The following is a 26,966-nucleotide window of genomic DNA, read 5'->3' as shown; positions in this document are numbered from 1 at the left end:
AGAGCACACCATGACGAACACGATCTCCGGCAGCGAACGATCGCGTGCGCTGGCCGCCGCCGTCCCGGCTTCCTTCCGGATGTGGGCGGGCGGCGAGTGGGCCGACGCGGCGAGCGGGGAGACGCTTGCGTTGCGCGATCCGTGGTCGGGCGAGCAGTTCACCTCGGTGCCCGCGGCCACCGCCGCCGACGTCGATCGTATGGTCGCCACGGCCCGAGCCACCTTCGACGGTGGGGTGTGGTCGCGGATGTCGCCCAGGGAACGCGGTCGCATCCTGATCGCCTGGGCCGACCTGATCGAGCGGGACGCCGAGCAGCTGGCCGTCCTGATCTCCCGCGAGATGGGCAAGCCCGTCCACGAAGCGCGGGATCTCGAACTCGTCTCCGCGGTCCGCAATCTGCGCTGGTACGGCGAGCTGTCCGACAAGCTGATGGACGACTCCCCTCGTGGGTTGCCCGATGTCGTCGCACTGGTCACCCGCGAGCCGCTGGGTGTGGTCGCGGCGATCACGCCGTGGAACTTCCCGATCAGCCTCGCCATGGCCAAGCTCGCGCCCGCGCTGATGGCGGGCAACAGCGTGATCCTCAAGCCCGCGCTGCAGACCTCGGCGTCCTCGCTGCGGCTGGCCGAATTGAGCAGTGCCGCCGGACTTCCCGACGGGGTGCTGCAGGTGGTGACCGGACGTGGTTCGGTCGTCGGCACCGCACTCGGCAGGCACAACTCCGTGGCCTGCGTGACCTTCACCGGCTCCACCGAGGTCGGCCTGCAGCTGCTCGGCGACGCCGCGGTGTCGAACGGCAAGACGGTGTCGCTGGAACTCGGCGGCAAGTCGCCGAACATCATCTTCGCCGACGCCCCCGATCTCGATCAGGCCGTGCGCACCGCCGTGTGGGCGTTCACCTACAACACCGGTCAGATGTGCACCGCCGGGACGCGGCTGTTCGTGGAGCAGTCGGTGTACGACGAGGTGGTGCGGGGCGTGGTCGAGCAGGTCTCGGCGCTCACGATCGGCGATCCGCTCGACCCGGACACCGCTCTCGGGCCGCTGAGCAGCCGCAGCCAGTACGACACCGTGCTGGAGTTCATCAAATCCGGTGTGGCCGAAGGTGCCACGTTGCTGACGGGCTCGGAGCAGGGACTCGACGAGCAGCGGTCCCTGGTCGCGCCCGCGGTCTTCGTAGACACCACGCCGGCGATGCAGATCGCCCGCGCGGAGATCTTCGGTCCGGTCGTCTGCGTCCAGCCGTTCCGGGACGAGGACGAAGTGCTCCGGCTCGCCAACGACACCGACTACGGCCTGGCCGCGTCGGTGTGGACCCGCGACGTCTCGCGGATCCACCGGATGGCGCGTGGGCTCGACGCGGGCAACGTGTGGGTCAACTCCTACGAGGGCGGCGTGCCGTCGACGCCCTTCGCCGGCCGGAAGCTGTCGGGCAACGGCGCCGACAAGGGCGTGTACGCCGTCGACAAGTACACCCAGCTGAAGACGACCTGGATCGCCCTCTAGCCGCGCTCATCCCGACCCATCGCGCCGCGCCGCCGGCCAGACCGAGAGAACGACATTGCCAACAACCATCACCGCGGCCGTGCTCAACACCGCGCCGGGGAAGCTCGAGCTGGAGGAGCTCGTCCTGGACGATCCGGGTCCGGACGAGGTGCTCGTCGACGTGCACTACTCGGGCCTGTGCCGGTCCGACCTGCACGAGATCGAGGGCGCCTGGCCCGCCACCTGCCCCACCCTGCTCGGCCACGAGGCCTCCGGCGTGGTGCGCCAGGTGGGCGATCAGGTCCGCACGCTCCGACCCGGCGACCACGTCGTGACCTGCTTGAGCACCTATTGCGGGGAATGCCGGTTCTGCCTGTCCGGCCGGATGACGCTGTGTGTCCGGCGTGGTTCGCTGGGCAGCCGCACCCGGCCCGTGCTGGTCAACGCGCGCGGGCAGTCGGTGCACCCGACGGCGCGCCTCGGCGCGTTCGCCGAGGCGATGGTCGTGCATGAACACTCCGCGGTCCGCATTCCGGACAGCATGCCGCTGGCGCCGGCCGCCGTGCTCGGCTGCGCGGTGGTGACCGGGTTGAGCTCGGTGTTCCGCAGCGCCCGCGTGGAACCCGGTTCGACGGTCGCGGTGATCGGCTGCGGCGGGATCGGCATCGCGGCGATCCAGGGCGCTCGCCTGGCCGGCGCCCGCGAGATCATCGCCGTCGATGCGGTCGAGGCCAGATTGACCGACGCCGTGCACTTCGGCGCGACGGCGACCGTGCCGGCCGGGACGGTCGACGCGGTGGCGGCGGTGCGTGAGCTCACCGGTGGCGGCGTCGACTACTCGTTCGAGGCCGTCGGTTTCGCCGCCACCGTGGAGCAGGCCTTCGCGATGCTCGGCCCCGGCGGCACCGCCACCGTGGTCGGCCTGGTGCCCGACAGCCAGCCCATCTCGATCCGGGGCGCGGACCTGTTCCTGCTCGAGAAGCGGCTCCAGGGCGCGCTGATGGGCTCCAACCAGTTCCCGACCGACATCCCCGGCTATGTCCGGTATTACGAGCAGGGCCGACTGAATCTCGACGACATGCTGTCGACGATCGTGCCCCTGGACCAGATCAACGAAGGATTCGAACTCATGCAGACCGCGGGCGGTACCCGCGTGGTCGTCGACATCAGGAGTGGATCGTGAAACCCGTCATCGCCGTCACCGGCAGGCGTATCCCCGCCACCTCCCTCGTCGGTCTCGACAGCCGGTGGGCCGAGGCCCAGGCCGACATGTTCTGGGCGGAGTTCGGCGCGAAGATCGCCGAAGCCGGCGGCATCTCGGTGCAACTGCCCTATGAGAGCGCGGGACCCGAGGTCATCGCCCGGGTCGACGCGCTGGTGGTGACCGGTGGACAGGACGTCGACCCGGAACTCTGGGGTGGACCCGCGCCGGAACCGGCCGACATCGGCGGACAGATGCTGACGATCGACCGGCGCCGCGACGATTACGAGATCACCCTGGTGCACCACGCGCTCGAACGCGGGATCCCGGTGCTCGGCGTCTGTCGCGGACATCAGGTTCTGAATGTCGCGCTGGGCGGAACGCTGGTGCCGGATCTGCCCCACCAGGGGATCAGGCACTATTCGCTCGCCACCTTCCCGGACCGGCGCCCGGACCGCGAACACGCGGTCGACTTCGCCGCGGGCACCCTGGCCGCCGCGCTGTACGGCCCCCGAACCCGGGTGAACTCCTGGCATCACCAGGCGGTGGATCGCCCCGGCGACGGTGTGGTCGTCTCTGGCCGGGCGCCCGATGGTGTGGTCGAGGCCATCGAGCTGCCGGGCCGACCGGTCCTCGGCGTGCAGTGGCATCCCGAGGCCAGTGTCGAGCTCGAGCCGTGCTTTCCGTGGCTGATCGAGCAAGCCAGGGTCGTCGCGGCGAACGACATCGTCGCGGCGCGGTAGCGCTCACCCAGCAGCGCCGGGTCGTCGGCGAGCTCAACGGATTAGGAGAAGGAATTGAACGACTTGGCCGAGGTCGATGTTGTCATCGTCGGCGCCGGTATCTCCGGCATCGCCGCCGCGGCGGATCTGCAGCGCAACTGTCCCGACAAGAGCTTCGTGGTGCTCGAGATGCGCGAATCCCTGGGCGGCACCTGGGATCTGTTCCGGTACCCGGGCATTCGCTCCGACAGCGACATGTTCACGCTCGGCTTCGGCTTCAAACCCTGGACCGAGCCGGAGGCCATCGCCTCCGGCGCCGCGATCAAGAACTATCTGCGCGAGACCGCCGACGAATTCGGGATCACCGCGAAGATCCGGTTCGGCACCCGCCTGACCACCGCGTCGTGGAGCAGCGCCGACGGCACCTGGACCCTCGGGCTCACCGGCACGGACGGCGAGTCGCGACTGCGCTGCCGGTTCGTGCACCTCGCCACCGGCTACTACAGCTACCGCGGTGGATTCAATCCCGAACTGCCCGGCGAGGATTCGTTCCAGGGACAGCTGGTCCACCCGCAGGAGTGGCCGGAAGACCTCGATTACAAGGACAAGCATGTCGCGGTGATCGGATCGGGCGCCACCGCCGTGACGCTGATCCCCAACCTCGCGGGGGAGACCGCGAAGGTGACCATGGTGCAGCGCTCGCCCACCTATGTCTACGTGGCGCCGACCGTCGATCCGGACGCCGAGCAGTTGCGCGCGGAGGTCGGCCCCGAGGCCGCGTTCCGGCAGATCCGCCTGCGCAACCTGCACGCCCAGCAGGAGACCTACCGCCACGCCCGGCAGTACCCCGAGGAATTCAAGAAGATGATCTTCGACGGCATCGACGAGATCGTCGGCGCCGAGGTCCGCGAGGCGCACTTCACGCCGGACTACGAGCCGTGGGATCAACGCGTCTGCGTGGTGCCCGGTGGCGATCTGTTCGAGGCCATCCGGGACGGATCGGCGGACGTGGTCACCGGCCACATCGAGCGGCTCACCCCGACGGGCCTGGCGATGCGCGACGGCACCCACGTCGACGCCGACATCATCGTGAAGGCGACCGGGCTCAACGTGGTCATGGGCGGTGAGGCGAGTTTCGACGTCGACGGCGAGATCGTCGACTTCGGCCGCTGCTGGACCTACAAGGGCTTGGCGTTCTCCGGCGTGCCGAACATGACCTACGCCTTCGGCTTCGTGAACTCGTCGTGGACCCTGCGGGTCGAGGTGGTCGACGACTTCCTGTGCCGGGTGCTCCAGCACATGGACAAGGTCGGCGCACAGCAGGTCACCCCCACGCTCGCGCCCGGCGCCGAGACCATGCCGCGGCTGCCCTACAGCGCGGGTGTGACCTCGGGCTACATGCAACGCGCCGCCGATCGGATGCCCGCGCAAGGGGATCGGGAGCCGTGGCTCAACCCGCAGAACTACGAGGAGACGCTGCGCCTGCTCGACTCGGTCGACGACGGAGTGCTGCGCTATGTCTGAGGCGGCGGCGCACGCCTGGGCGGCGATGACACCCACGGCGTTCCTCGACCGGGCCGCCGCCGCGCACGGATCCCGGGTGGCGGTGGTCGACGGCGAGTCGCGCTGGACCTACCGCGAATTCCGTGACCGGTGCCGCCGGCTCGCCGGCGGACTGCGCGAGCTCGCCGCGGGCAGGCCCGTGGCGATCATGGCGCCGAACACGCACGAACTCCTGGAAGCCCACTACGGGGTGCCGTGGGCGGGAGTTCCCCTGGTGGCGCTCAACACCCGGCTCGGTGTCCGCGAATTGTCCTATATTCTGGCGCATTCCGGCAGCGGGGTGCTCATCCGCGACGCCAGGTACGCGGACCTCGTCGAGGAGGTGTGCGCCGCGATGTCGACGCCCCCGGTGGTGATCGACGCGGGCCACCCCGACTCGGGCTACGAGGCGCTGATCGCGGGCGCCGCGCCGTTCCAGGCGGAGGTCATCGATGAACGGTCGCTGCTGGCGATCAACTACACCTCCGGCACCACGGGCGCGCCGAAGGGCGTGATGTACCACCACCGCGGCGCGTATCTGCAGGCGCTGGCGATGGCGGGTCATTTCGCGCTGGGACCCGAGTCGGTCCATCTGTGGACCCTGCCCATGTTCCACTGCAACGGTTGGTGTTTCACCTGGGCCGTCACCGCGGCCGGCGGCACGCATGTCTGCCTGCCCAAGGTCGACGCCGCCGAGATCTGGCGGCTGATCCGGCAGGAGGGCGTCACCGGTCTCAACGGTGCTCCCGCCGTGCTCGACACAATCGCGCACGCCGAGTCGGCCGCGTCGCTGTCGCACAGCGTGTCGGTGGGGACCGGGGGAGCGCCGCCCGCGCCCGCGGTGCTGCGCCGGATGGAACGGCTCGGATTCGACGTCACCCATCTCTACGGCCTGACCGAGAGTTTCGGGCCCGCGTTGCTCTGCGAGGCGGTACCCGAGTGGCGAGACCTCGACGAGGAGACCGTGATCCGGCTGAAGGCGCGCCAGGGTGTCGGCAATCTCGTGTCGTTGCCGCCGCGGGTGGTCGACGGCGCGGGCGCCGATGTCCCGGCCGACGGCGCGTCGATCGGTGAGATCGCCCTGCGCGGCAACAACGTCATGCTCGGTTACCTGCACGACGACGCCGCGACCGACGACGCTGTTCCGGACGGCTGGTTCCGCACCGGCGACCTCGCGGTGCGCCATCCCGATGGCTCCATCGAGCTGCGCGACCGGAGCAAGGACGTGATCATCAGCGGGGGTGAGAACATCGCCAGCGTGGAGGTCGAGCACGTGCTCGCGGAGCATCCGGCCGTGCTCGAGGCGGCCGTCGTCGGAACCCCGGACGCGCGCTGGGGCGAGATCCCCGTGGCGTTCGTGCATCTGGTGCCCGGCGCCGCCGCGACCGCGGACGAGCTCGTGGCGCACGTCAAACGGCAGCTGGCGCGGTACAAGGCGCCCCACCGGGTCGTGTTCGGTCCGTTGCCCAAGACGTCGACGGGCAAAACGCAGAAGTTCCTGCTGCGTGACCGGGCGGCCGAGGAACCCGGCGGGCAGGCTTCGCCGTCTTGACGCAGGCACCACTGAAACGGCCCCGGAGCGCAGGTGCTCCGGGGCCGTTGCGGTGTGTCACTGTTCTTGTGCGACAGCCTGCTTCGCGTCACGGCCCTGGTAGAGCTTGTACAGCGCGTACAGAGATTCGTTGCCGAAGCCCGCGTCGACCCCGCGGGCGAGCAGTCCCGCCGCGGCCTCGATCATGGGCGCGGGGCCGACCCGCTCGGCCATCGTGTCCCGGAAGGTCAACGACCCCGAGCGGTAGACGTCGATGGTGGCCTGATCGGTCGAGTAGTCGCCGGAGGTCAGGGTGTCGACGCACTGCTGTTGCGCGGCATGCAGGACCTCGTCCAGCTGCCGAGCCACCAGCAGCAACTCGTCGACGGAGACACCGCAGGCCGTCACGTACCTGGCAGCCTCGATGAAGCCGAGGATGCTCACACCGTAGAACGCGCCGACACCGCCCAGATCGAGGACGTTCGCGCCGTTCGCGTTCGCGGAGACATGCCGGGACGCGCCGCCCATGGCGCGCACGAGATCTCCGTGGGATTCCCAGACCTCCGGCGATCCCGCCACGAGCAGCTGACAGGCGGCGGTGCCGATCTGCTCGGGAAAGGCCAGAATGGCGCCGTCGAGATAGCGCACCCCCTGGGTCTCGGCCCATTGCCGCAGGCGGTCGGCGTCGTCGGGTGCGCCGGTCGTCACGTTGATCAGCGTGTGTCCGGCGGGCATGTCGACGGTGGCGAGGACCTTTTCGAGGTCGTCGTAGGCGCGCACACAGGCGACGGTCGTCCGGGCCGATCCCACGGCCTCGGCCGCGGTGTCCGCAGCCCGGGCCCCGTCCGGCTCGAGAGCCTGTGCCTTCTCGGGGGTCCTGTTCCACGCGATCACGCGGTAGCCGGCCCCCAGCAGGGCGCGCCCGAGGGCGGCGCCCATGTTTCCGCAGCCGAGCAGGGCTACGTCGAACGTCGGTTGCTGTTCCACGATTCGTTCTCCTCCAATGGTTTTCGGTACTGAGAAGCCGGTGGGCGCCCACGTGGCGCGTGGGCGCCCACCGGTGGGGGAGCGGCTACTGCCGCCCGATCTTGGCGTAGGTGTCCGGGCGGGTGCCGCGCAGCTTCCAGGCGTAGGCGGCGCCGACGAGAACGGATCCGTAGAGCAGTGCCAGTACGGCGATCACGACGCCGGTCCCCGCCGTGATCAGCGCGGAGATGTTCGTCGTGGCGAGCCAGAGGACGACCGCGAGGCAGCCGAGCGCGAGCCCCGGCGCGATCAGCCGGTGCCAGACGGTCGTGTCGTCGGGGCGGCGGCGGGTCAGGAACACCATGACGGCGGCGGAGGTGATCAGCATCAGCATGATCAGGCCGTAGCCGAACGCGCCGGACAGCTGTGCGTAGAGCAGCTTCGGTTCGGCGCCCCACCCGACGAACGCCAGGAACCCGATGAGCGCGAGCACCGAGATGCCGACCGAGGCCCGGTGCGGCGATCCGTGGCGCGGGTGGGCGAATCCGATGCGCTGGGGCAGCACCTCGTCGACGCCGAGGTTGAACGCGTACCGCGCCAGCACGTTGTGGGTGGCGAGCAGCGCGGCGAATCCGGCCGTGGTGAGCAGCGGGACGACGAGGTCCTCGGCGAAGGAACCGACGAAGGTGTGCAGCGTGCCGAGGAACGATCCGGTCGGATCGGCGGCGGTCGTGGCGACGGCGTCGGCGGGACCGATCGCCTGGATGATGGCCCAGGTCGACACGGCGTACACGAAGCCGATCAGGGCGATGAACGCGTAGGTCGCGCGCGGGATGTTCCGATCGGGATCGCGGACCTCGTCACGGAAGATGACGGTCACCTCGAAGCCGCCCATGCACAGCATCCCGAAGAGCAGTGCGATGCCCACGTTGCCCGAGAAGACGTGTTCCGGCAGGAAGGAGTCGGCACTGAGCCCCGTCGCACCGCCCTTCGCCACCACGAAGATGTCATAGACGGCGACGAACAGGACTTCCAGGCACAGGCACACGCTGAGCGCCTTCGCGGAGAAGTCGAGGTTGAAGTAGCCGAAAGCCCCGACCACACCCTGCAGGACCAGCGCCCAGATCCACCAGGGCAGGCCGCCGACGACGATCTCGAGATAGAGACCCGCGACCGCGTACACGGCCAGGAGCAGGATGTAGTAACAGGTGACGGCGAGGAAGGACGCGCCGAGTCCGACCTGTTTGCCGAGACCGGCGGTGACGAAGGAATAGAAGCCGCCCGGATTCGCGATGTGGCGCGACATCTTGAGAAAGCCGACGGCGAACAAGGCGACGATGCCTGCTGCGGCGAGGTAGGCGGCGGGCGCACCGATCCCGTTTCCGTAGCCGATGACCACCGGGGCGAACGCGGCCACCACCCCGAGCGGGCCGTTGAACGCCAAGACGGTGAAGACGAGCTGGATGATCCCCAGGTTGCCCCGCAGATGCTGGGCTTCCTCCGAATCCTGTTGCACCGGTGGGGCATTGGGGTCGTCGATGGTCATCGGCAAATCCGTTCGTTCAGTGGGATCGAGCAGGCCGCAGGCCCGGCCGTGATCGGGTTCACCCGCGTGGTGGATGGCGTATCGGACGGCCATCTGTGTGACCTGAGGCACATCGAACGATAGAGGTGACTAAGCGCTTGATCAAGTGATTCGACTGAATCGATTGATTCAATTGGTTGATGCGGTCTGTCTCCGGCGGCATCTTGCCCGGTCGCCGCGCCATGGCGGGCATGATCGAAAGGTGTCGCGGGGCCTGTACGCTTGATTCAGTCAAGATTGGCGGCGTCTCGAACCGCCGACGAGCGAAAGGGGTGGACCACCGTGGCTCACGTGCCGACATCGGATCGTTCCGTGCAGATTCTCGAGGCGGCGGTGCGTGTCATCGCCGAGCACGGCGTCGCGAGTGCGACGACCCGCCGGATCACCGACGCGGCCGACGCGCCACTGGCTTCGCTGCACTATTGCTTCCGGGACAAGGACGGTCTGTTCCGCGCGGTCTTCGAGAATCTCGCGGCCCGGGCCACCGAACCCTTCGCCGAGATCGAGCTGGGCGACCTGCGGGCCACCGCTGTCGAGCTCGTCCGGCATTCGGGCCGCTGGGTCGTCGAGCGACCCGACTACGCGCTGGCCCAGCTCGACCTCTACCTCTGGATGGTCCGCAACCGCCCCGCCCTCGCGGCCGAGTCCTACGACGTCTACCAGGGCGCGGTCGCCGATATTCTGCAGCGCGCGGCAGGCGCGTCCGCGCGCGCGGAGGACATTCGAGCGCTCGCCTCGGTTCTGATCTCCACCAGCGACGCGCTGGTCGTGCAATGGGCCGCGCATCAGGATCCGGAGCGCGTCGAGGCCTATCTCGACGTCTTCTGCGCGGGAATCCCGGCGATGTGCGACAGCATCGTGGGCGCGGCCCAGCCGGTCGAGACGGGATCCGTGCCGGCGTGATGTCCGGCGACCGCGCAGGTCAGTGAATCCACAGGCTCTCACACGGCATTCGCTGGGCGGGGAGCAGCCCGTTGCGGATCTCCTCGACGGTGATGCCGGGGTGTGGGCGAGAAAGCCAGTCCCGCACGAAGTTCCGGACGGCGGTGCGGCAACCACGGAAGTCGGCGACCACCGTTCCGGCGATGACCCTGAGGTGGGTGTCGGGTTCCCCGGGCCGGGGCGAGCGCTGGGCGGGCACGGCGACTCACCGGCCGCGCATGGCCGAGAGGATCGACACCGGCGAGGGACGGTAGCGGTCGGTCGGGGCGCCACCGTGCCAGCGCAGCGCCGGGTCGGCGGGGGAGGGCAGCGAGATCTCGTCACCCTCGTCGACGAGGCCGGCCCCGCACCGGTCCAGTACTTCCCTGGTCAGCGCACTGCGGCGCAGGTGGCCGGGGACGGGCGCGGTGAGCAGTGTCCAGGTCGTTCGCCGGCCGAGCCCGCGGTCGATGATGGCAGGCACCACCAGGGGTAGCCGCCGCACCAGGGTGGCGGCCTGCGCGGCGGGCGCCACGATCGCGCCGACGATCCCGGCCGGGACGAAGATCCGGCCGCTGCTCGCGCGAAGGAACGCGGCGATCCCGCAGCGCTGCTTGTAGTACCTCACCTGCGCCACCGCCGCGGCCGAGATCTCCTCGCGCGACATCGAGGTCGCTCGCCATGTCATGACGCGCTGCCTTTCGACGGGAGTCTCAACTCATCCGAGCGGATATCCATCGGTGTGCACTCGCTTCCTGAGTTGGCTCGATATCCGTGCTGTCGCCCAGAACCGGTCCCGATCGCCGGTCGTTCGCGAACTCCCTCATCGTTTCCGCTGGTGATATGCCATCTTCACAAGCCGACGCGACGGGCCGCAACGACAGTGCGCACCTTCTTTCGGCGGGCCCGGGTGCATCGTGCACCCGGGCCGGGCAGCGGGGCGCCCATGACCGAGGACCTCGCGGAAGGTCGGCTCCGCTACCGGATGGCGCGAACTCGTGGGTCCGGTCCTGTGGATCGGCGAGCCGGCGTCAAGCGACGGCTGTTGTCAGAGCGGCGATACGCGGCCCCCTGAGTGTGCTGCCCGACAAGCCCGCGCAGCACAGGTGTGTCGCGGTGGCCACAGCGTGGCGCTTGGGCACCGTGCGGCCTTCCCTGTGCCATTGCCCCGCCGCGGCGATCGCGACACCTGTCAGCCAGGAGGCGAGCAGGTTCGCGCGGAGGGGAATTTCGCTGTGCGGGTGCAGCATCCTGGCGACGGTGACGGTGAAGTCGGCCACCGCCTGTTGCACCCGCAACCTGACCGCCGGCTCACTCGGCAGAGAGGAGTCGAAGATCAGGACGTGCAGACCCGACTCGTCGTGTTCGACGAGATCGAAGAACGCCTCGACAGTGCGCTCGACGGTGTGGTGGCGAGACGATGTCGACCTCGAGGCCGCACGGACGGCATCGGTGAGTTGATCGAGATAGCGTTGGACGACGGCGAGGTAGAGCTCGAGCTTTCCGGAGAAGTGCCGGTAGAGAACGGGTTTGGTGACCCCCGCGCATGCGCTGACCCTCTGCATGGTCACCCCGTGATAGCCGCGGGTGGCGAAGGCGTGATGCGCGATGTCGAGGAACTGGTTGCGGCGCGTGAGGCGGCGCTGCGACCGCGGGGTGGAGACGATCATGGGGCACCTCGGGTTCGCGCTGGGGTCAGAAGGCGGTTTCGGCGAGTTCCATCGCATGCGGATCGGACGCGCTGATCACGGCACGCTCGGCGGTCACATGGGGAAGGACCGTGGCGGCGAAGAAGCGGGCCACGGCGATCTTGCCCGCGTAGAACTCGCTGTCGTTTGCGGAGTCGACGGCGGCGAGTGCGATCTCCGCGGCGGAGATCAGTCGCCAGGCGACGAGGAGATCGCCGACGGCGAGAAGGAACCGGACGGCGTTGAGGCCGATCTGGTAGAGCCTGGTGGGTTGTTCGGTCGCGGCGAGCAGATGCGTGGTCAGTGTCGCTGCCATCTCTTCGACGTCCTCGACGGCACAGCCGAGGAGAACCTTCTCGGGCTTCAGGCTGCCGCCGTCTTTGTCGGAGCGGGCGGTGGCCCGGACCTGGTCGAGCAGGTGCCGCAGGGCGACGCCGCGGTCGCGGGCGATCTTGCGGAAGAAGAAGTCCTGGGCCTGGATGGCGGTGGTGCCCTCGTAGAGGGAGTCGATCTTGGCGTCGCGAATGTACTGCTCGATCGGGTAGTCCTGCAGGAATCCCGAACCGCCGAAGGTCTGCAGAGATTCGGTCAGGTACTGATAGGCGCGTTCGGAGCCGACTCCCTTGACGATCGGCAGCAGCAGATCGTTGACGCGCGCGGCGAGCTCTGCATCGGCGCCGGAGAGGTGCTGGGCGACAACGGGATCCTGGTGACCGGCGGTGTAGAGATAGATCGAACGCAGGCCCTCGGCGTAGGCCTTCTGCATCAGCAGCGACCTGCGGACGTCGGGATGGTGGATGATGGTCACTTTGGCCGCGGACTTGTCCGACGCCTGCGTCAGATCCGGTCCCTGAACACGGAACTTGGCGTAGTCGAGGGCATTGAGATAGCCGGTGGACAGGGTGGCGATGGCCTTGGTGCCGACCATCATCCGCGCTTCCTCGATGACCTTGAACATCTGCGCGATGCCGTTGTGCACATCGCCCACGAGGTAGCCGACGGCCGGGACGCCGTGCCCACCGAAGGTGAGCTCGCAGGTGGCCGAGGCCTTGAGTCCCATTTTGTGTTCGACGTTGGTGACGAATACGCCGTTGCGGTCACCGAGTTCGAAGGTGTCGTAATCGAAGTGGAATTTGGGCACGATGAACAGGCTCAGTCCCTTGGTGCCGGGACCGGCGCCCTCGGGGCGCGCGAGCACCAGGTGGACGATGTTGTCGAACAGGTCGTCGGAGTCGGCGGAGGTGATGAACCGCTTCACGCCCTCGATGTGCCAGGTGCCGTCGGGTTGGGCTAGGGCTTTGGTGCGGCCGGCGCCGACATCGGACCCGGCGTCGGGTTCGGTGAGCACCATGGTGGCGCCCCAACCGCGCTCGACGATCTGCGGGGCCCACTGCTTCTGCTGTTCGGTGCCGACTTCGCCGAGCACGTCGGCCATCAGTGGGCCGGAGGCGTACATGTAGGCGGCGGGCTGTGCGCCGAGTACCAGCTCGTTGATCGCCCAGCCCACCATCGACGGTGCGGGCACCCCACCGACGTGTTCGCTCTTGGCCAGTCGTGGCCACTCGGCGTCGAGCCAGGCGCGGACCGCCTTCTTGAACGGCTCGGGCAGGCGAACCGAATGTGTGGCAGGGTCGAAGACCGGTGGGGTGCGGTCGGTTTCGGCGAACGGTTCGGCGACCGGGCCTTCGGCCAGCCGGGCCGCCTCGGCAAGCATCGTGCGCACGGTCTCGCCGTCGAGATCGCCGAAGGCGCCTGCGGCCAGGATCTTGTCGAGGTCGAAGACCTCGAACAGGTTGAACTCCAGGTCACGAACATTGCTCTTGTAGTGGCCCACCGACCGTCACCTCTCGACTGAACCCCGCGTCGAACGGGGCGGGTGCTGAACCGCGCGAGATCGCGCCGCGGTGGCCATCATGGCGCACCGTGACGAGTGACGCAAGTCTAAGTAATCCATCAATAAGCGGACTTCTGTGCTTATACAGCCTGTTCAACTGGGGATTTCTGATCGTGAAGGTCTTAAGTGATCAGTTGCTAACTCGAAGTTCAGGCAGTTCGGCAAGCGCGATTCGCTCACCGAGTGAACACAGCTCGCTGACCAGAGCGGGCCGCCGGGTGAGTCGCGGATTGCGGACCGCTTCGTTGACCATCGTGGTGACGGTGTGGATCAGCACCCGCGCGGTCGGCATGGACAACTCGGGACGCACCGATTGCAGCAGCCTTGCCCATCCGATGATGCCTTCGCGATGGATCCGTCGATACCGGGCAGCCGCGTCGTCGGGCAGGTACCGGGCCTCACCGACCGCGGTGCCGACGAGATCCGGTCTGTCCATGGCGAAATGGACGTAGTAGCGCAACACGAGGCGCAGCGATTCCCGTGGATCTCCCCCCTCGGCGAGAGCGCGTTCGGTGTAGCGCTGTATCCACTCGTTGTTGCGGTCGATGATCTCATCGAGCAGATCGGACTTGCTTTCGAAATGGTGATAGACGGCGGGACCTCGGACACCGACGGAGGTGCCGATCTCTTCGATGCTGACCGCCGCGAACCCACGTTCGCTGAACAGCTGGGCGGCGGCGGCGATCAACTGTTCGGTGCGCAGTTCGCTGTTCAGATCGGTGTCGGCCTCGCGGGATTCGGGGGAACAGTCTCCTGCTGCGTCACCGTGGATCACGCCGGTGCCGATGACCGCGTCGACCGCGGCGTCCAGGACGGTGGCGAACGTGTCGTGCGGGAGCCGGGTGCGGTGGTTGGATGGGCTGGTCACCACCGACAGGACGAGCCAGCCGAGGGCGTCGCGGTCGGCGGCACCCACACCGGAATACCGCGCCTGGACAGCCGCTCCGATCCGGTGTGTCAGCCGCACCGATCGCGCCAGGACGGCAATCCGATCGGCAGGGGTGAGGTTACGGAACTCGAGCTGCCACAGCCGCGCGAGGCCGCGCTGTTCCAGTGAGACGCGGACCAGGGCGCGGAGTGCCGCGTCGGAGGCTGCGTCACCGTCGCACGCGGAGTCGACGCGGTCCAAGACGAGATCGAGACCTTCCCGCAGGCAGCAGCCGAGCAGTTCTTGCTTGGTCCGGAAGTGTCGATACAGCGCGCCGGAGGTGATATCGAGGACGGCGGCGATGTCGGCCATGGACGTGCGGTGATAGCCGTGCTCGGCGAAAGCGTCGGTGGCGGCCCGCAGGATGGTCGCGCGGCGATTGGGCGGGCGGCGCCGCACCGGTGGCACGGCATCGGTGGCGACCGGTGTCGCGGGGGCGTCGGCTGCGCCGAGCCTGCCGAGCAGCATGCCGAGGAGTTCGTCGGTGAGCTGGTCGATGGACGCCTCGATCCAGCCCGCGCACCAGTCCCGCATCAGGCCGTCGACAGCACCGAGGAAGGTCGCCGCGGTGAGCCGGAACTCGCGGGACGGGAGTTCGCCTCTGGCGGCGAAACTCTCGAGCAGAGCGCACAGCATGTCGATCCAGCGTGAGCGGCGCTGTCGGCGTTGGGCGTCGATACGTTCGCTGATTCCGGCGACCTCGACAAAGGTGATCCGGGCACACCGCGGATCGCGGGTGATGTAGGAGAGATAGGCGCGAACCATCGCGGCGGCCCGTCCGGCGAGCGGAAGGTCGTCTACCCGCGCGACCTCGTCGAGGACGTGCTTTTCGACGATGCCGTCGATGTGGAGATGCAACTCGCTCAGCAGATCTTCGAGCGTGTCGTACTCCTGGTAGAACTGGCGCGTCGACAGCCCGGCGGCCCGGCACAGGTCGACCAGGCGCGTGTTCCGGTAGCCGGCGCCCGCGCCGAAGGTCTCCAGCCCGGCTTCCCGGAAACGCGCGCGGCGCTCGGCGCGCCTTTCCGCCGCCGAGCGGCCACCGTATCGCCCCGCCGCCGACACGACTCTCGCCATCGTTGTCCGGTCCTTCCGGTTTGGTCGTTCACCACTTTGAATACAGCAGTGTTCAAAGTACGGCAAACGGCCCTGGATCGCGATCGCCCGACAAACAGAGGTCGATGTGGCGCCCGCGAACGCGTTGCTCCGCGCACGACGGAGTAGCTGATAGATTGCCCTTGCCACGGGTCGACGGCGGATAGCGGCGTTTCGGCACTCGGGAGGATCGAGCATGTTTCTCGCGATCGCGGTAGTGATGGCGATCGTGCTGGTCTGGGCGTGCACGTCGCGAGCTTTCGGACGTTGGAGCATCACCGAGCCGGTCGCGATGATCGTCGCCGGCGCCGCCGTCGGGTTGACCGACGATCAGTGGATCTTCCCCGCCATCGACACCGAAGTCGCACTCCGTCTGGTGGAGTTTCTGCTGGCCCTGTTCTTGTTCAGCGATGCGACCGAGATCAGGGACCGAATAGCGAAGAACACCGGCGTCACCCGGCTGCTTGTCGCCTTCATGATCAGCTTGGCCATCGCCACCGTTGTCGGAAGGTATGTGCTGCAACTGGACTCGTGGCCACTGCTGTTGGTGCTGGCCTGCATCGTCATGCCGACGGACCTGGTTCCTGCCCAGTCGATCCTGCGTGACAATCGGATCACCAAGAGAGTGCGCGACTCCCTCAACGTCGAGAGTGGACTCAACGACGGCCTCGTCGCGCCTGTCATGTTGTTCGCCCTGGAAGCGTATCGGCGCAGCCTCGACTCCGAGGACGCGGTGGGAGCGTTGGGCCACGCCGTGACCGCAGTCGTCAAGTCCGTTCTGACCGGCGTTCCGCTCGGGGCGATCGCCGGTGTCGCGCTCTCGGCGGCCGCTGCCCGTGGGTGGACGGATCCGCGCACCGTGCGTTGTGGAATCCTGGCGATTCCCGTGCTGTCCTTCGCGGTGGGTGTCCTGATCGACGGCAACGGTTTCGTGGCGGCCTTCCTCGCCGGCATCATGTATCGCGCCACGCATCGCGACATTCCTGGTGAGCCATTGGATCTCACCGAGGGCTTGGCGCAGTTCCTCGGTCTCGGACTGTGGTTTGTCGTCGGTGCTATCGCGGTCGCGATCCCCAGGCTCGAATGGACCGTGATCGTCTATGGATTGCTGGCCTTGACGGCGTTCCGCATTGTTCCGGTAGCGGTCACCCTGGTCGGTTCGCGGTTCACCCCAGCGGAACGGGTCATGCTGTGTTGTTTGGGGCCGCGCGGTGTGGCGTCGATCGTCTTCGGATTGCTCGCCATCAACAGTCTGGCCGGAACCCCCGACGCGGACCTCGTCGTCGGAGCGACGTTGGTGGTCGTGTGCGGAAGCATCGTTGTGCACGGCGTCGGCGCCCCACTGATCGCGGCCGGTTTCGGCAGACGTTCTCGGCGGGTGCGAGACGTGCCCGGTCCCTCGCGTCACCGGTGATCGTCACGCCGGACCGGACGGGTTCGCCGTGAACTGGCTGACTTTCGCCGATCGCGCCACCGCGGCCGAGCAGGCCGACATCCTTGTCGACCTGCTCGGCACCTTCTTGTCGGCGCAGGCGGCGACACGTGTTCCGGCGCGGGGAGTGAGGCTCAGGGAGTGAGCACCAAGCGGATCGGATCACCGACCTTGCGTTCCAGCCGAGCGACTGCCTCGGCCGCCTCGGCGAGGGGCACGTGCGCGGTGATGGACGGTGCGAGATCGATCCTGCCGGCCGATGCGAGGCCGACCAGCTGTTCCACGTGCTCGGGTTCGGAACCGTAGTGGCCACGGACCTGGTTGACGTTGAAGCAGAAGTTGATGCTGTCGTCGATCGTGACCGGCTCCGGGGTGAGACCAGCCAGGACGAGCGAACCGAACGGCCCGAGCACGGATGCGGCCTGCGCCCGGGCCGCGCCCACGCCGGCGAAGTCGAACGCGACATCGAGTCCGCGCCCCGCCGTCGCCTCGCGCACTGCCTCGGCGAAGTCCGGTGCGAGCGGGTCGAGCGCGACGTCGGCCCCGAAGAGCAAGGCGCGGTCGCGAGCTGACGGCAGCGGGTCGATCGCGAGGATGGGTGCCGCGCCCACCATCCTGGCCAGCCGCACGGCGTGCGCGCCGAGTCCGCCCGCGCCCCAGATTCCGACCGACTGGGCTGGTCGCACGGCGCCGGTGCTCACCATGGCGGCGTACGGCGTGGATACCGCATCCGGGATGATCGCGGCCTGGTCGAAGGGCAGATCATCCGGGATGGGGAACAGTGTGCCTTCGCGGGCGATCGCATACTGGGCCCAGCCGCCGTCGTAGTCCAGCCCGCGGGTGCGTGGCCGTTGGCACATCATCCGCCGCACACAGTGGGTGCAGTCACCGCAGGCTTCCCCGGCTTGGAGCACCACGCGCTGCCCGGGCGACCAGTCGCCACGCAGGTCCGGGCCGAGGGTGTGGACGACGCCGGAGACCTCGTGTCCGAGGGTGACGGCACCGGCGGCGGTGACGGCGGGCTCCGGGTAGAACGGGCTCAGGCTGCCGTCGATCAGGTGGACATCGGACAGGCAGACGCCCGCAGCCCGCACTTCGATCAGGACTTCACCAGGTCCGGGGGTCGGAACGGGGACCTCCTCGACTGAGAAGGCGCGGGTGTCCAGGCGGAGTCGGCCGGCGAGCATCGTGCTCATGGGGGGACCTCGAATTCTCTCGACAGGGCTTGTTCAATCGAACAAGTCACTCAACTGTGTCGACTGACAATGTCGCCTGTCAAGCAGTGGCGCCGCCAACGTTCTCGTCCTGCTTTCGGTTCCGGTCGGGACCGTGTCGAGTGACACTGTCATACGACATGGTCGACTGACAATGTCGCTTGTACGCTCGGTCTCGCACAGCGCATTGCTGGTGAGCGACGAAAGGCATGGTCATGATCGATACGTCCGTAGGCAGGCTCGAGGCGATCCCTCAGCGCCCCGCACTGCCCCTGGTCGGGCACGCCCTCACCTTTCCCGGCGGGATGGACGGGGTCTACCGGATGATGAAGGAGGTCAAGGACCTCGGGCCGATCTACCGCGTGCGCTTCTTCGACACCGAGATGGTCGTTGTCGGTGGTCTCGATCTCGTGGAGGAGTTGTCCGACGAGACCCGGTTCCGCAAGAACGTGCACAAAGACCTGGTCGAAGTGCGCCAGATCGCCGGCGACGGGCTGTTCACCGCGTTCGATCACGAGCCGAATTGGCGTAAAGCGCACGACATCCTGATGCCGGCGTTCTCACTCGGGGCGATGCGCGGCTACCACGCCACCATGCTCGACGTGGCCCGATCGCTCATCGGCAAGTGGGATCGGCTCGCTGGAGTCCGTGCCGTCGATGTCCCTGACGACATGACCCGGCTGACCTTCGACACCATCGGGTTGTGCGGCTTCGGCTACGACTTCGAGTCCTTCCGCCGAGACGACCTGCACCCCTTCGTGGAGGCGATGGCCCGTGCCCTCGGGTTCACCCAGGAGAAGGGAGAATCCATCCCTGGCACCGAGTTTCTCAAACGCAAGCAGGCCCTGCGTTTCCGTGCGGATGCCGACCTCATGACCGATCTGGTCGACGAGGTCATCCGAGAGCGGCGCGCGTCCGGCGACAGCGGGACCGCCGATCTGCTCGGCATGATGCTGCACACCGCCGACTCGGTGACCGGTCAGCCATTGGACGACATCAACATCCGTCATCAGGTGATCACGTTCCTCATCGCCGGACACGAGACGACCAGTGGCGCTTTGTCCTTCGCGCTCCACTACCTGACCAAGCATCCCGCGGTGCTCGCGCGGGCCCAGGCCGAGGTCGACGCGTTGTGGGGCGATACCGACATGCCGGACCCCGATTACGCCGACATCGGCAAACTCTCCTACATCCGCCAGGTCCTCAACGAGAGTCTGCGCCTGTGGCCGACCGCACCGGCCTTCGCCCTCGAGCCGATCGAGGACACCGTCATCGGCGGGCGCTTCCCCGTCCGCAAGGGGGAGACCCTGATGGTGATCACACCAGCCCTGCACCGAGATCCCGCCTGGGGCGAGAACGTCGAGCTGTTCGACCCGGAGCGGTTCTCGCCCGAGCGCGAGGCCGCTCGCTCCGTGCACCTGTTCAAGCCGTTCGGCAACGGCGAACGTGCCTGCATCGGAAGGCAATTCGCGCTCCACGAGGCGACGCTGCTACTCGGTCTGCTGGTGCACCGGTACCGGTTGATCGACCATCGTGACTACCAGTTGAAGATCAAGTCCTCGCTCACGATCAAGCCCGACGACTTCACCCTCGAGCTTGCCCGCCGCACCAGCGCGGAACGACGTCGACCCGCACCGGCCGCCACCGACATCGCGCCCGGTGAAAACTCGGCACGCACACGCCGACGTGCGCCGGGTACCGCACTCACCTTCCTGCACGGATCCAATCTCGGCACCTGCAGCGGCCTCGCGAGCGATTTCGCCGCCGACGGAGAAGGAAACGGCTTCACCCCGACCGTCGGCTCCTTGAACTCTCATGTCGGAAAACTCGCCGACATCGAAGGCCCGGTAGTCATCGTGGCCGCCTCCTACAACGGCAGACCGACCGACGACGCCGCCGATTTCCTGACGTGGTTGGACGGGCTCGAGCCCGGCGCGCTCGACGGCGTGACCTACGCGGTTCTCGGTGTCGGCGACCGCAATTGGGCCGCCACCTACCAGCGTGTCCCCACCATGATCGACGAACGAATGGCGGCTGCGGGCGCCACGCCGCTACTCGAGCGAGGCGCTGCCGACGCCTCCGGCAACTTCGCGGGCGCGGTCGACCAGTGGAGCGACGCATTGTGGACCGCGCTGCTCGACCGCTACGGCGTGCCGACCGAGGGAACGGCCGAGATTCCCGACGTGGCAGACGCGGAGCAGGGCCTCTACGAACTGCAGGACGCCTCCGAGTCGGTCATCGCGGGCTTGACCGCGCGGCACGGGGTCCAGCCGATGGAGGTCCTCGACAGCTATGAACTGGTCGATATGGATCACGAACTCGGCCGCTCGAAGCGGTTCGTGCGGATCCGCCTCCCCGAGGGTGTCACGTACCGAACCGCCGACCATCTCGCCGTGCTGCCGAGCAACCCGAATGCCCTCGTCGAGCGTGTCGCCGCACGCTTCGGGTTGGACCTCGAGCGCACGGTCCAGCTGCGCGCGCGCCGCCGCAGCCGCAATGCCTTGCCCATCGATCGTCCGCTCACCCTGCGACGTCTGCTCGCCGACTTCGTCGAGCTGCAGGATCCGGCCACGCCGGAACGGGTCGCCGTACTCGCCGAACACACTGGTTGCCCACCCGAGCAGCGGCCGCTGGCCGAACTCGCCGCCGCCGCTCCGGAGATCTTCGAGGAACAGGTGACCAGGGCCGGACGCAGTGTCCTGGATCTGCTCGAGCAGTACCGGGCATGTGAGCTGTCCTTCGAGGGCTTCCTGGAGCTGCTTCCCGTACTGCGGCCCAGGCACTATTCGATTTCCTCGTCCTCGGCGGCCTGGCCCGGCGAGGTCGACCTGATGGTCTCGCTGCTGGCGGCGCCCCATCGCGGTGGGGACGGCACCTTCGCCGGCATCGCCTCCCATTACGTGCAGAACCTGCGGCCCGGTGACACCGTGCAGGCCAGGGTGTTGCCGTGCAGCGAATCCTTCCGCCTGCCGGCCGATCCGTCGGTGCCGGTGATCCTCGTCAGCGCGGGCACCGGGCTGGCGCCCTTCCGTGGTGCTGTCCTGGACCGGCAGCATGCCGGTTCGACCGGAACTCTGTTGTGCTACTTCGGCTGTGACCACCCCGACGTGGACTACCTGCACCGCGAGGAGTTCGAGGCCGCCGAGGCCGCCGGTGTCGTGAGCATGCGCCCCACCTTCATGCACGCGCCTGAGAACGGTGCTCGCTTCGTCCAGGACCGCATCGCCCGCGAGGGCGCGGAGGTGTGGTCGATCCTCGCGGCCGGTGGGCGCGTCTACGTCTGCGGTGACGGACGGCGCATGGCGCCCGCGGTGCGGGACGCGATCGCGGCGATTCATCGACAGTGGGCCGGTGGTTCGGACGAGGACGCCGAGCGATGGCTGGCCGACCTGGTCGAGTCCGGTCGCTACGTCGAGGATGTCTGGGCCGGCTGACAATGCGGCCGGACACAGCTTGTCGAGGCAGATGCTCTCGGCAAGCTGTGTCTTTGTGCGGAGGGCGCGCTTCAGCCGAGTCGTACGTCGGTGAACGGCAGCTCTCCACTGGCCAGTGCCACTGTCGCGGCGACCATCGCCTGCAGGCCGACATGCTCGGCGGCCTCGTCCGGGAGGCACAGGCGGTGCATCGTCAGCCCGTCGAATCCGGCGAGAAAGAATCGCGCGACGACGTCCGCGGGCCGGCGCAGCTCGAAACCGGTCCGTTCCGCCGTCTCGGCCACCAGTTTCGTGGTCACGCCCAGCATCTGACGGTAGTGGCTCTCTCTGGCCTCGCTCAGACCAGGCGTGCGCAGGGCGAACATGATGAGCTCGGTGAGCAGTTGGTAGTTGGTCGCCGGTTCCGACGTACTGCGCCACAACTCGCCGGCCAACGCGGCCAGAGTCTCCTCGAACCCGCCGCCCGACGGGGCTGCTCGCTCGAGCTGCGCCACGAGGTCCTCGGTGATCTGTTTCAACACCGCCGCGTACAGATCCTCTTTCGACCCGAAGGTGTAGTGCAGCGTCGCCTGCGCCACCCCGAGCTCGGTGGCGATGGCCCGCGTACTCCCCGCCGCGACGCCCTTCCTCGTCATGAGGTCGATCGCCGCCTTGATGAGCTGAGGGCGGCGCTCGGCCGCGGTGACATGAGCCATGCCAGGCACTATACGACTGTGTCCGTCGACCTGGTCGACCGACAAAGGTTGACAAATGAATTCGGAATCGTTGTGGCGGATGACATCGTGGATACCGTCCGGCGTGAATTGAGACCCGGTTCGCCGGTCGTGCAGCGGCTCGCGAAAAGTCTTTCCAGCACATCTGAGGTATCGGCGCCGGGGCGAGCATGTGGTACTTTTACTCACCTAACCTGAAGGCATCGCCGATATGCTGGGAGGTCTGGGCGTGGACGAGCAGACCCTGCTGCATCTCGCAGCCGATGAACTCGCGGTTCGTTCACTGCGATATCGCGAGATCGAAGTTCTGGATTACATCCCCTCGCAGCCCGATCGCGCGCTGCTCTGCCCACCCGGGGCCGTTCGGGTTTTCGTCGCCGCGCAGGGTGATCCGATTCTGCAGCGCGTTCGCGATATCGCTACCCGCAGCCACAGCGACGATGTCGACATGGTCGAAAACGAGATCGTGCCCCGGTTCGTGGACCGTAAAAGGCTTTCGGTTTATCAAGCATGGCGGTTGCTGCAGCGATCGCCGGTATTCGCGACCATTCGCTATGGCGGCAGGACCCTCGCGACGAACGTCTTCCCGCCGCAAGATCTCGGCGTGGCCATCCTGGACAATCCGTACAACGGCGGGGAGCTGAGTCCGGCTCACCTGACCCTGATCGAGCACCGACTCGAGGGGACCGACGCCGCGTTGGAAGCCGTCGCTCTCAGGCACGCGCCACCGCTGACGCCCGCCGAACGCGCCGCGTTGGTACAGGTGCCCCACGATCAGTTGGAGGCGAACCTCACGATCAACGGTGATTGCTGTCCGAATGGCACGTTCATCATGGTCACGGCCGTGGCTTTCACCACCGCCATCTGTTGCGCCGTCAGCGTTCCGCCGGCACAGATAGAACAGCACCTGTCGGATGAGCAGGTGGAGAAGTTGGGGCCGGCCGCGACGGCAAGGGAATTGCTCGATATCCGACGTGAAGCTCTCGGGCACGTCCACTGAACCACATGGAAACAGACGATGCGGTCTTCGTTCTGGTCGCCGCCGCGCTGCTGACATGGTTCCTCGTATCCGTGATCTGCCAGATTCCCCGAAATCTGGAGAGGTGGGAAGCCGGCACAATGCAGCAATGGTTTCGCGCGCGTGATGTGCTCGGGCTGTTGCCGCGCTGGCATTTCTTCGCGCCCGTTCCCGCGACCGACAATCTGCATCTGCTGTACCGCGATCGAATGGCGGACGGGCAATTGGCGCCCTGGCGCGAGATCGGCCCGCGCAGGCCCGCGAAATGTGTGGGTGCGCTGTGGCATCCGGGAAGAAGGCAGAACAAGGCACTGATCGATATCACGCTGGAACTCCTGCAAGCGGGTTTGTCGCTGGACGGTGACGCCGACCGGATACAGACGACGCTGCCCTACATCGCACTGCTCAATTTCGTCTGCAGTCTGCCCCGGGACCATCGCCCGTACGCCACCCAGTTCCTGGTCATGCGGTCCAAAGGATCTGACGAGAATCCCGAACACCAGGTGCTCTTCGTATCGGCCATGCATCCGGGCGGACCGGCCGTCACCCGAGAGGTCGCGAGCCGATGCTGACAAGCACTGCCGCGCTGCATCTTTCGGCGGCAATCGGGTCCGTCGCCGTGATCATCGGATCGTTGGAGCGGTTGGCGACGCCGCGGCTGATGGCCGACGGCTCCCTCGCCAGCTGGCCTGTCTCGGCGACGAGCATCCCGTTGTTGTCGAGGAAGTCCTTCCAGCGCAGCGTCGGACAGGTGCTGGTCTATCCGAGAGTGCTCGGACTCGTCGTCGCCTGCCTGGCCTGCGGGATTCTTCTTGCCCTGCACCCCTCGTCGGCTCTCAACGCCGCGGCCGCCGCCGTGATCGCCGCAACCTACATTCTGCTGGGCATGCGCTCACGTTTCGGGGGTGACGGGGCCGACCAGATGACGATCATCGTTTTCGCCTCGTTGGCGCTGGCGTTCGGCGTGGGACAGACTCGGGCGGACGAGATCGTCCTGTGGTTTCTGACGGCACAGGCTTGTCTCGCGTACTTCACCGCGGGCGTTGCGAAGCTGGCCGGCCGGTCGTGGCGCAGTGGCGCGGCACTACCCGAAGTGCTGGCGACACAGTCCTACGGACATCCGTGGGCCGGGCGGGTCCTGGCCCGGCATCGCGGCGTCGCGGTGGCGATGTGTTGGTCTGTCATCGCGTTCGAGTGCGGTTTTCCGCTGGTACTCCTCGGTATCGGGCCGCTGACATACGCACTGTTGATCAGCGGTGCGCTCCTGCACCTCGGAACCGCCTTCGTGATGCGCCTGACGACCTTCTTCTGGGCGTTCGTCGCCACCTACCCGGCGATCATCTTCTGTGCCACTGCTCGCGGCTGAGAAGACCGGCCCGTGCTGGTCTCTTCGTGCCGCGGCGGGTCAGCCGGTGACGGCGCCGTGGGCGGCCGAGCTGACCAGTTTGCGGTACTTGGCCAGGACGCCCGAGGTGTACTTGGGGGACAGCGGTTCCCAGCCGACCTTGCGGGTGGCGAGTTCGTCGTCGTCGATGTCGACGTCGAGGATGCGGTTGGCGACATCGAGGACGATCGGGTCACCGTCGCGGACGAACGCGATCGGGCCGCCGTCGACGGCTTCCGGCGCGACGTGGCCCACGCACAAGCCCGTTGTGCCGCCGGAGAATCGGCCGTCGGTGAGCAGCAGGACGTCCTTGCCGAGGCCGGCGCCCTTGATGGCGCCGGTGATCGCGAGCATCTCGCGCATGCCCGGCCCGCCCTTGGGGCCCTCGTTCCGGATGACGACCACGTCGCCGGCCACGATCGTGCCGTCCTCGAGCGCGTCCATCGCGGCGCGTTCGCCGTCGAACACCCGGGCCGTGCCGCGGAAGACGTCGGAGTCGAAGCCGGCGCTCTTCACCACGGCGCCCTCGGGTGCGAGCGTGCCGTGCAGGATGGTGAGTCCGCCCGAGCGGTGGATCGGGCGGTCGAGCCGCCGGATGACCTCGCCGTCGAGACCGAGTTCGATCTCGGCCAGATTCTCGGCCATCGTGCGGCCGGTGACGGTCATGACGTCGCCGTGCAGCAGACCGGCGTCCAGCAGGGCCTTCATGACCACCGGGATCCCACCGACGCGGTCCACGTCGTTCATGACGTAGCGGCCGAACGGCTTGAGATCGCCCAGGTGCGGCACCTTGTCGCCGACCCGGTTGAAGTCGTCGAGGGTGAGCTCGACACCGGCCTCGCGGGCGATGGCCAGCAGATGCAGCACGGCGTTGGTCGAGCCACCGAGTGCCATGACGACGGTGATCGCGTTCTCGAACGCCTCCAGCGTCATGATGTCGCGGGCGGTGATCCCGCGGCGCAGCAGTTCGACGACCGCGGCACCGGACTTCTCGGCGTAGTCGTCGCGGCGCCGGTCGGGGGCGGGCGGGGCGGCCGAGCCGGGCAGGCTCATCCCGAGCGCCTCGGCGGCCGAGGCCATCGTGTTGGCGGTGTACATGCCGCCGCACGCACCCTCACCCGGACAGATCGCCCGCTCGATGCGGTCGACCTCCTCGCGGGTGATCAAGCCCTTGATGCACGCGCCGACAGCCTCGAACGCGTCGATGATCGTGACGTCCTTGCCGTCGACATTGCCGGGCAGGGTCGATCCCGCGTAGAGGAAGACGCTGGACAGGTCGAGACGCGCGGCGGCCATCAGCATGCCGGGCAGGCTCTTGTCGCATCCGGCCAGCAGCACGGAGCCGTCCAGGCGCTCGGCCATCATCACGGTCTCGACGGAGTCGGCGATGATCTCGCGGCTGACCAGCGAGAAGTGCATGCCCTCGTGGCCCATCGAGATGCCGTCGGACACCGAGATCGTGCCGAACTCGAGCGGGTAGCCGCCCGCGGCGCGCACGCCTTGCTTGACCGCCTTGGCCAGACGGTCGAGCGAGAGGTTGCAGGGCGTGATCTCGTTCCAGCTGGACGCGACACCGATCTGCGGTTTGGCCCAGTCCTCGTCGCCCATGCCGACGGCACGAAGCATGCCGCGGGCCGCGGTTTTCTCGAGACCGTCGGTGACATCACGCGAGCGGGGTTTGATGTCGATCGATCGGTCGTCGTCGTGTGCCATACAGCAAGCCTACGAGCATGCCGTGCCGACACTCGCGCGCCACTCCATCGCGGTGTCGGATGAAGCCCGCTCCACCCCTGGTCCGGCCGCCGAGTCCGACCTCGTCAGCCGAGTACGTGCGAGCGGATGCCGGGTGCCCACTCCACGTATTCGACGTGAACACCGTCGGGGTGGCGCGCGTACACCACCCGACCCGTCGCCGAGACGATCGGACCGTGCGTGATCTCGCCGCCGATGCCGGTGACGAACTGCTGGGCGGCGTCGAGGTCGTCGACGATCACCGGTCCGATGGTGTCGCGGTAGTCGCTGACGGCGTCCGGTGGTCCGGCGATCACGAGGAAGTCCCCGACGGCCGCGATGTCGGCTCGCTCGAAGCGGAAGCGCAGATCGGCGGGGGTGCCGACCAGCCTTTCGTAGAGGGGGAGCGCTCGGTCCAGGTCGGTGACGAAGAGGCGGGCGTAGGTCTTGAGGATGTTCACCGGCCCGACGGTACGGTCGA

The 26,966-nt window shown here is 67.7% G+C and carries 23 protein-coding genes; 12 read left to right on the top strand and 11 right to left on the bottom strand.

The window, feature by feature from the left end:
* Window positions 1-10 precede the first annotated feature (10 nt).
* From DFR69_RS18320 to DFR69_RS18300, 5 genes are read left to right on the top strand one after another with little or no spacing between them, the layout of a single operon-like run.
* Complete coding sequence (locus tag DFR69_RS18320) at window positions 11-1,507, top strand: aldehyde dehydrogenase family protein (RefSeq protein WP_244198334.1); 1,497 nt, start codon at window positions 11-13, stop codon at window positions 1,505-1,507.
* A 55-nt stretch (window positions 1,508-1,562) separates the two neighbouring features.
* The gene (locus tag DFR69_RS18315; RefSeq protein ID WP_244198333.1) at window positions 1,563-2,669 is read left to right on the top strand and encodes a Zn-dependent alcohol dehydrogenase; all 1,107 of its coding nucleotides are present in this window, start codon (window positions 1,563-1,565) and stop codon (window positions 2,667-2,669) included.
* Window positions 2,666-3,430, top strand: a complete 765-nt coding sequence (locus tag DFR69_RS18310; protein WP_208644005.1) for a gamma-glutamyl-gamma-aminobutyrate hydrolase family protein — start codon at window positions 2,666-2,668, stop codon at window positions 3,428-3,430. Before DFR69_RS18315 ends, DFR69_RS18310 begins: the two co-directional genes overlap by 4 nt.
* Window positions 3,431-3,484: 54 nt before the next feature.
* Complete coding sequence (locus tag DFR69_RS18305) at window positions 3,485-4,933, top strand: flavin-containing monooxygenase (protein ID WP_110038805.1); 1,449 nt, start codon at window positions 3,485-3,487, stop codon at window positions 4,931-4,933.
* On the top strand, window positions 4,926-6,503 hold the full coding sequence (locus DFR69_RS18300; protein WP_110038804.1) for an AMP-binding protein: 1,578 nt from the start codon (window positions 4,926-4,928) through the stop codon (window positions 6,501-6,503). Before DFR69_RS18305 ends, DFR69_RS18300 begins: the two co-directional genes overlap by 8 nt.
* A 57-nt stretch (window positions 6,504-6,560) precedes the next feature.
* On the opposite strand, the gene DFR69_RS18295 is transcribed toward DFR69_RS18300, so the two are convergent.
* Together DFR69_RS18295 and DFR69_RS18290 are read right to left on the bottom strand one after the other, a co-directional pair.
* Window positions 6,561-7,469 (bottom strand): NAD(P)-dependent oxidoreductase, encoded by a 909-nt coding sequence (locus tag DFR69_RS18295; protein ID WP_146229313.1) that lies wholly within the window; start codon window positions 7,467-7,469, stop codon window positions 6,561-6,563.
* An 85-nt stretch (window positions 7,470-7,554) separates the two neighbouring features.
* Complete coding sequence (locus DFR69_RS18290; protein WP_110038978.1) at window positions 7,555-8,994, bottom strand: APC family permease; 1,440 nt, start codon at window positions 8,992-8,994, stop codon at window positions 7,555-7,557.
* Window positions 8,995-9,324: 330 nt separating this feature from the next.
* Here DFR69_RS18290 and DFR69_RS18285 point away from each other — a divergent pair, with 330 nt between their 5' ends.
* Window positions 9,325-9,936 carry a TetR/AcrR family transcriptional regulator gene (locus tag DFR69_RS18285; RefSeq protein WP_208644004.1) on the top strand — a complete coding sequence of 204 codons (612 nt, stop codon included), beginning with the start codon at window positions 9,325-9,327 and terminating at the stop codon, window positions 9,934-9,936.
* A 19-nt stretch (window positions 9,937-9,955) separates the two neighbouring features.
* Here the strand turns inward: DFR69_RS18285 and DFR69_RS18280 are convergent, their stop codons facing one another.
* The 5 genes from DFR69_RS18280 to DFR69_RS18260 all read right to left on the bottom strand — a co-directional run bounded on the left by DFR69_RS18280 (window position 9,956) and on the right by DFR69_RS18260 (window position 15,541).
* A complete protein-coding gene (locus DFR69_RS18280) occupies window positions 9,956-10,174 on the bottom strand; it encodes a hypothetical protein (RefSeq protein WP_110038801.1) in 219 nt (72 codons plus the stop codon).
* A gap of 6 nt (window positions 10,175-10,180) precedes the next feature.
* A complete protein-coding gene (locus tag DFR69_RS18275) occupies window positions 10,181-10,642 on the bottom strand; it encodes a hypothetical protein (RefSeq protein ID WP_146229312.1) in 462 nt (153 codons plus the stop codon).
* A gap of 343 nt (window positions 10,643-10,985) precedes the next feature.
* Window positions 10,986-11,624 (bottom strand): TetR/AcrR family transcriptional regulator, encoded by a 639-nt coding sequence (locus tag DFR69_RS18270; RefSeq protein ID WP_167456312.1) that lies wholly within the window; start codon window positions 11,622-11,624, stop codon window positions 10,986-10,988.
* Between the two features lie 25 nt (window positions 11,625-11,649).
* Window positions 11,650-13,476: an acyl-CoA dehydrogenase gene (locus DFR69_RS18265; protein WP_110038798.1), complete on the bottom strand. Its 1,827-nt coding sequence runs from the start codon at window positions 13,474-13,476 to the stop codon at window positions 11,650-11,652.
* Window positions 13,477-13,666: 190 nt separating this feature from the next.
* The gene (locus DFR69_RS18260) at window positions 13,667-15,541 is read right to left on the bottom strand and encodes a TetR/AcrR family transcriptional regulator (RefSeq protein ID WP_110038797.1); all 1,875 of its coding nucleotides are present in this window, start codon (window positions 15,539-15,541) and stop codon (window positions 13,667-13,669) included.
* A gap of 238 nt (window positions 15,542-15,779) precedes the next feature.
* Between DFR69_RS18260 and DFR69_RS18255 the strand changes: the two genes are divergently transcribed.
* Window positions 15,780-16,973 (top strand): cation:proton antiporter, encoded by a 1,194-nt coding sequence (locus tag DFR69_RS18255; protein ID WP_167456311.1) that lies wholly within the window; start codon window positions 15,780-15,782, stop codon window positions 16,971-16,973.
* A 28-nt stretch (window positions 16,974-17,001) separates the two neighbouring features.
* On the top strand, window positions 17,002-17,136 hold the full coding sequence (locus tag DFR69_RS35570; RefSeq protein WP_261774616.1) for a hypothetical protein: 135 nt from the start codon (window positions 17,002-17,004) through the stop codon (window positions 17,134-17,136).
* Here the strand turns inward: DFR69_RS35570 and DFR69_RS18250 are convergent.
* Window positions 17,126-18,187: a zinc-binding dehydrogenase gene (locus DFR69_RS18250; protein WP_110038795.1), complete on the bottom strand. Its 1,062-nt coding sequence runs from the start codon at window positions 18,185-18,187 to the stop codon at window positions 17,126-17,128. The two genes, DFR69_RS35570 and DFR69_RS18250, sit on opposite strands and share 11 nt — an antisense overlap.
* Window positions 18,188-18,420: 233 nt before the next feature.
* Between DFR69_RS18250 and DFR69_RS18245 the strand changes: the two genes are divergently transcribed.
* Entirely contained in the window at window positions 18,421-21,639 is a 3,219-nt protein-coding gene (locus DFR69_RS18245) for a bifunctional cytochrome P450/NADPH--P450 reductase (protein ID WP_110038977.1), read from the top strand.
* Between the two features lie 71 nt (window positions 21,640-21,710).
* On the opposite strand, the gene DFR69_RS18240 is transcribed toward DFR69_RS18245, so the two are convergent.
* Window positions 21,711-22,334 (bottom strand): TetR/AcrR family transcriptional regulator, encoded by a 624-nt coding sequence (locus DFR69_RS18240; protein ID WP_110038794.1) that lies wholly within the window; start codon window positions 22,332-22,334, stop codon window positions 21,711-21,713.
* A 247-nt stretch (window positions 22,335-22,581) separates the two neighbouring features.
* Between DFR69_RS18240 and DFR69_RS18235 the strand changes: the two genes are divergently transcribed.
* The 3 genes from DFR69_RS18235 to DFR69_RS18225 all read left to right on the top strand — a co-directional run bounded on the left by DFR69_RS18235 (window position 22,582) and on the right by DFR69_RS18225 (window position 24,736).
* A complete protein-coding gene (locus DFR69_RS18235; RefSeq protein ID WP_146229311.1) occupies window positions 22,582-23,352 on the top strand; it encodes a hypothetical protein in 771 nt (256 codons plus the stop codon).
* Window positions 23,353-23,357: 5 nt separating this feature from the next.
* Entirely contained in the window at window positions 23,358-23,942 is a 585-nt protein-coding gene (locus DFR69_RS18230) for a hypothetical protein (RefSeq protein ID WP_110038792.1), read from the top strand.
* A 62-nt stretch (window positions 23,943-24,004) separates the two neighbouring features.
* Entirely contained in the window at window positions 24,005-24,736 is a 732-nt protein-coding gene (locus tag DFR69_RS18225; protein WP_146229310.1) for a hypothetical protein, read from the top strand.
* A 39-nt stretch (window positions 24,737-24,775) separates the two neighbouring features.
* Here the strand turns inward: DFR69_RS18225 and ilvD are convergent, their stop codons facing one another.
* On the bottom strand, window positions 24,776-26,467 hold the full coding sequence (gene ilvD / locus DFR69_RS18220; RefSeq protein ID WP_110038790.1) for a dihydroxy-acid dehydratase: 1,692 nt from the start codon (window positions 26,465-26,467) through the stop codon (window positions 24,776-24,778).
* 104 nt (window positions 26,468-26,571) lie between these two features.
* Entirely contained in the window at window positions 26,572-26,946 is a 375-nt protein-coding gene (locus tag DFR69_RS18215) for a VOC family protein (RefSeq protein ID WP_110038789.1), read from the bottom strand.
* Between the last annotated feature and the right edge of the window lie 20 nt (window positions 26,947-26,966).

Origin of the sequence: Nocardia neocaledoniensis, assembly GCF_003182135.1 — a bacterium.
Classification (GTDB): domain Bacteria; phylum Actinomycetota; class Actinomycetes; order Mycobacteriales; family Mycobacteriaceae; genus Nocardia; species Nocardia neocaledoniensis.
This window is presented reverse-complemented; position numbering and strand designations above follow the sequence as displayed.

Excerpts from the sequence above, each read along its gene's own strand:
- DFR69_RS18260 (WP_110038797.1), bottom strand. The coding sequence starts at position 15,541 with ATGGCGAGAGTCGTGTCGGCGGCGGGGCGATACGGTGGCCGCTCGGCG.
- DFR69_RS18290 (WP_110038978.1), bottom strand. The coding sequence starts at position 8,994 with ATGACCATCGACGACCCCAATGCCCCACCGGTGCAACAGGATTCGGAG.
- DFR69_RS18320 (WP_244198334.1), top strand. The coding sequence starts at position 11 with ATGACGAACACGATCTCCGGCAGCGAACGATCGCGTGCGCTGGCCGCC.
- DFR69_RS18240 (WP_110038794.1), bottom strand. The coding sequence starts at position 22,334 with ATGGCTCATGTCACCGCGGCCGAGCGCCGCCCTCAGCTCATCAAGGCG.
- DFR69_RS18255 (WP_167456311.1), top strand. The coding sequence starts at position 15,780 with ATGGCGATCGTGCTGGTCTGGGCGTGCACGTCGCGAGCTTTCGGACGT.
- DFR69_RS18230 (WP_110038792.1), top strand. The coding sequence starts at position 23,358 with ATGGAAACAGACGATGCGGTCTTCGTTCTGGTCGCCGCCGCGCTGCTG.
- ilvD (WP_110038790.1), bottom strand. The coding sequence starts at position 26,467 with ATGGCACACGACGACGACCGATCGATCGACATCAAACCCCGCTCGCGT.
- DFR69_RS18300 (WP_110038804.1), top strand. The coding sequence starts at position 4,926 with ATGTCTGAGGCGGCGGCGCACGCCTGGGCGGCGATGACACCCACGGCG.
- DFR69_RS18275 (WP_146229312.1), bottom strand. The coding sequence starts at position 10,642 with ATGACATGGCGAGCGACCTCGATGTCGCGCGAGGAGATCTCGGCCGCG.
- DFR69_RS18245 (WP_110038977.1), top strand. The coding sequence starts at position 18,421 with ATGATCGATACGTCCGTAGGCAGGCTCGAGGCGATCCCTCAGCGCCCC.
- DFR69_RS18270 (WP_167456312.1), bottom strand. The coding sequence starts at position 11,624 with ATGATCGTCTCCACCCCGCGGTCGCAGCGCCGCCTCACGCGCCGCAAC.
- DFR69_RS18250 (WP_110038795.1), bottom strand. The coding sequence starts at position 18,187 with ATGAGCACGATGCTCGCCGGCCGACTCCGCCTGGACACCCGCGCCTTC.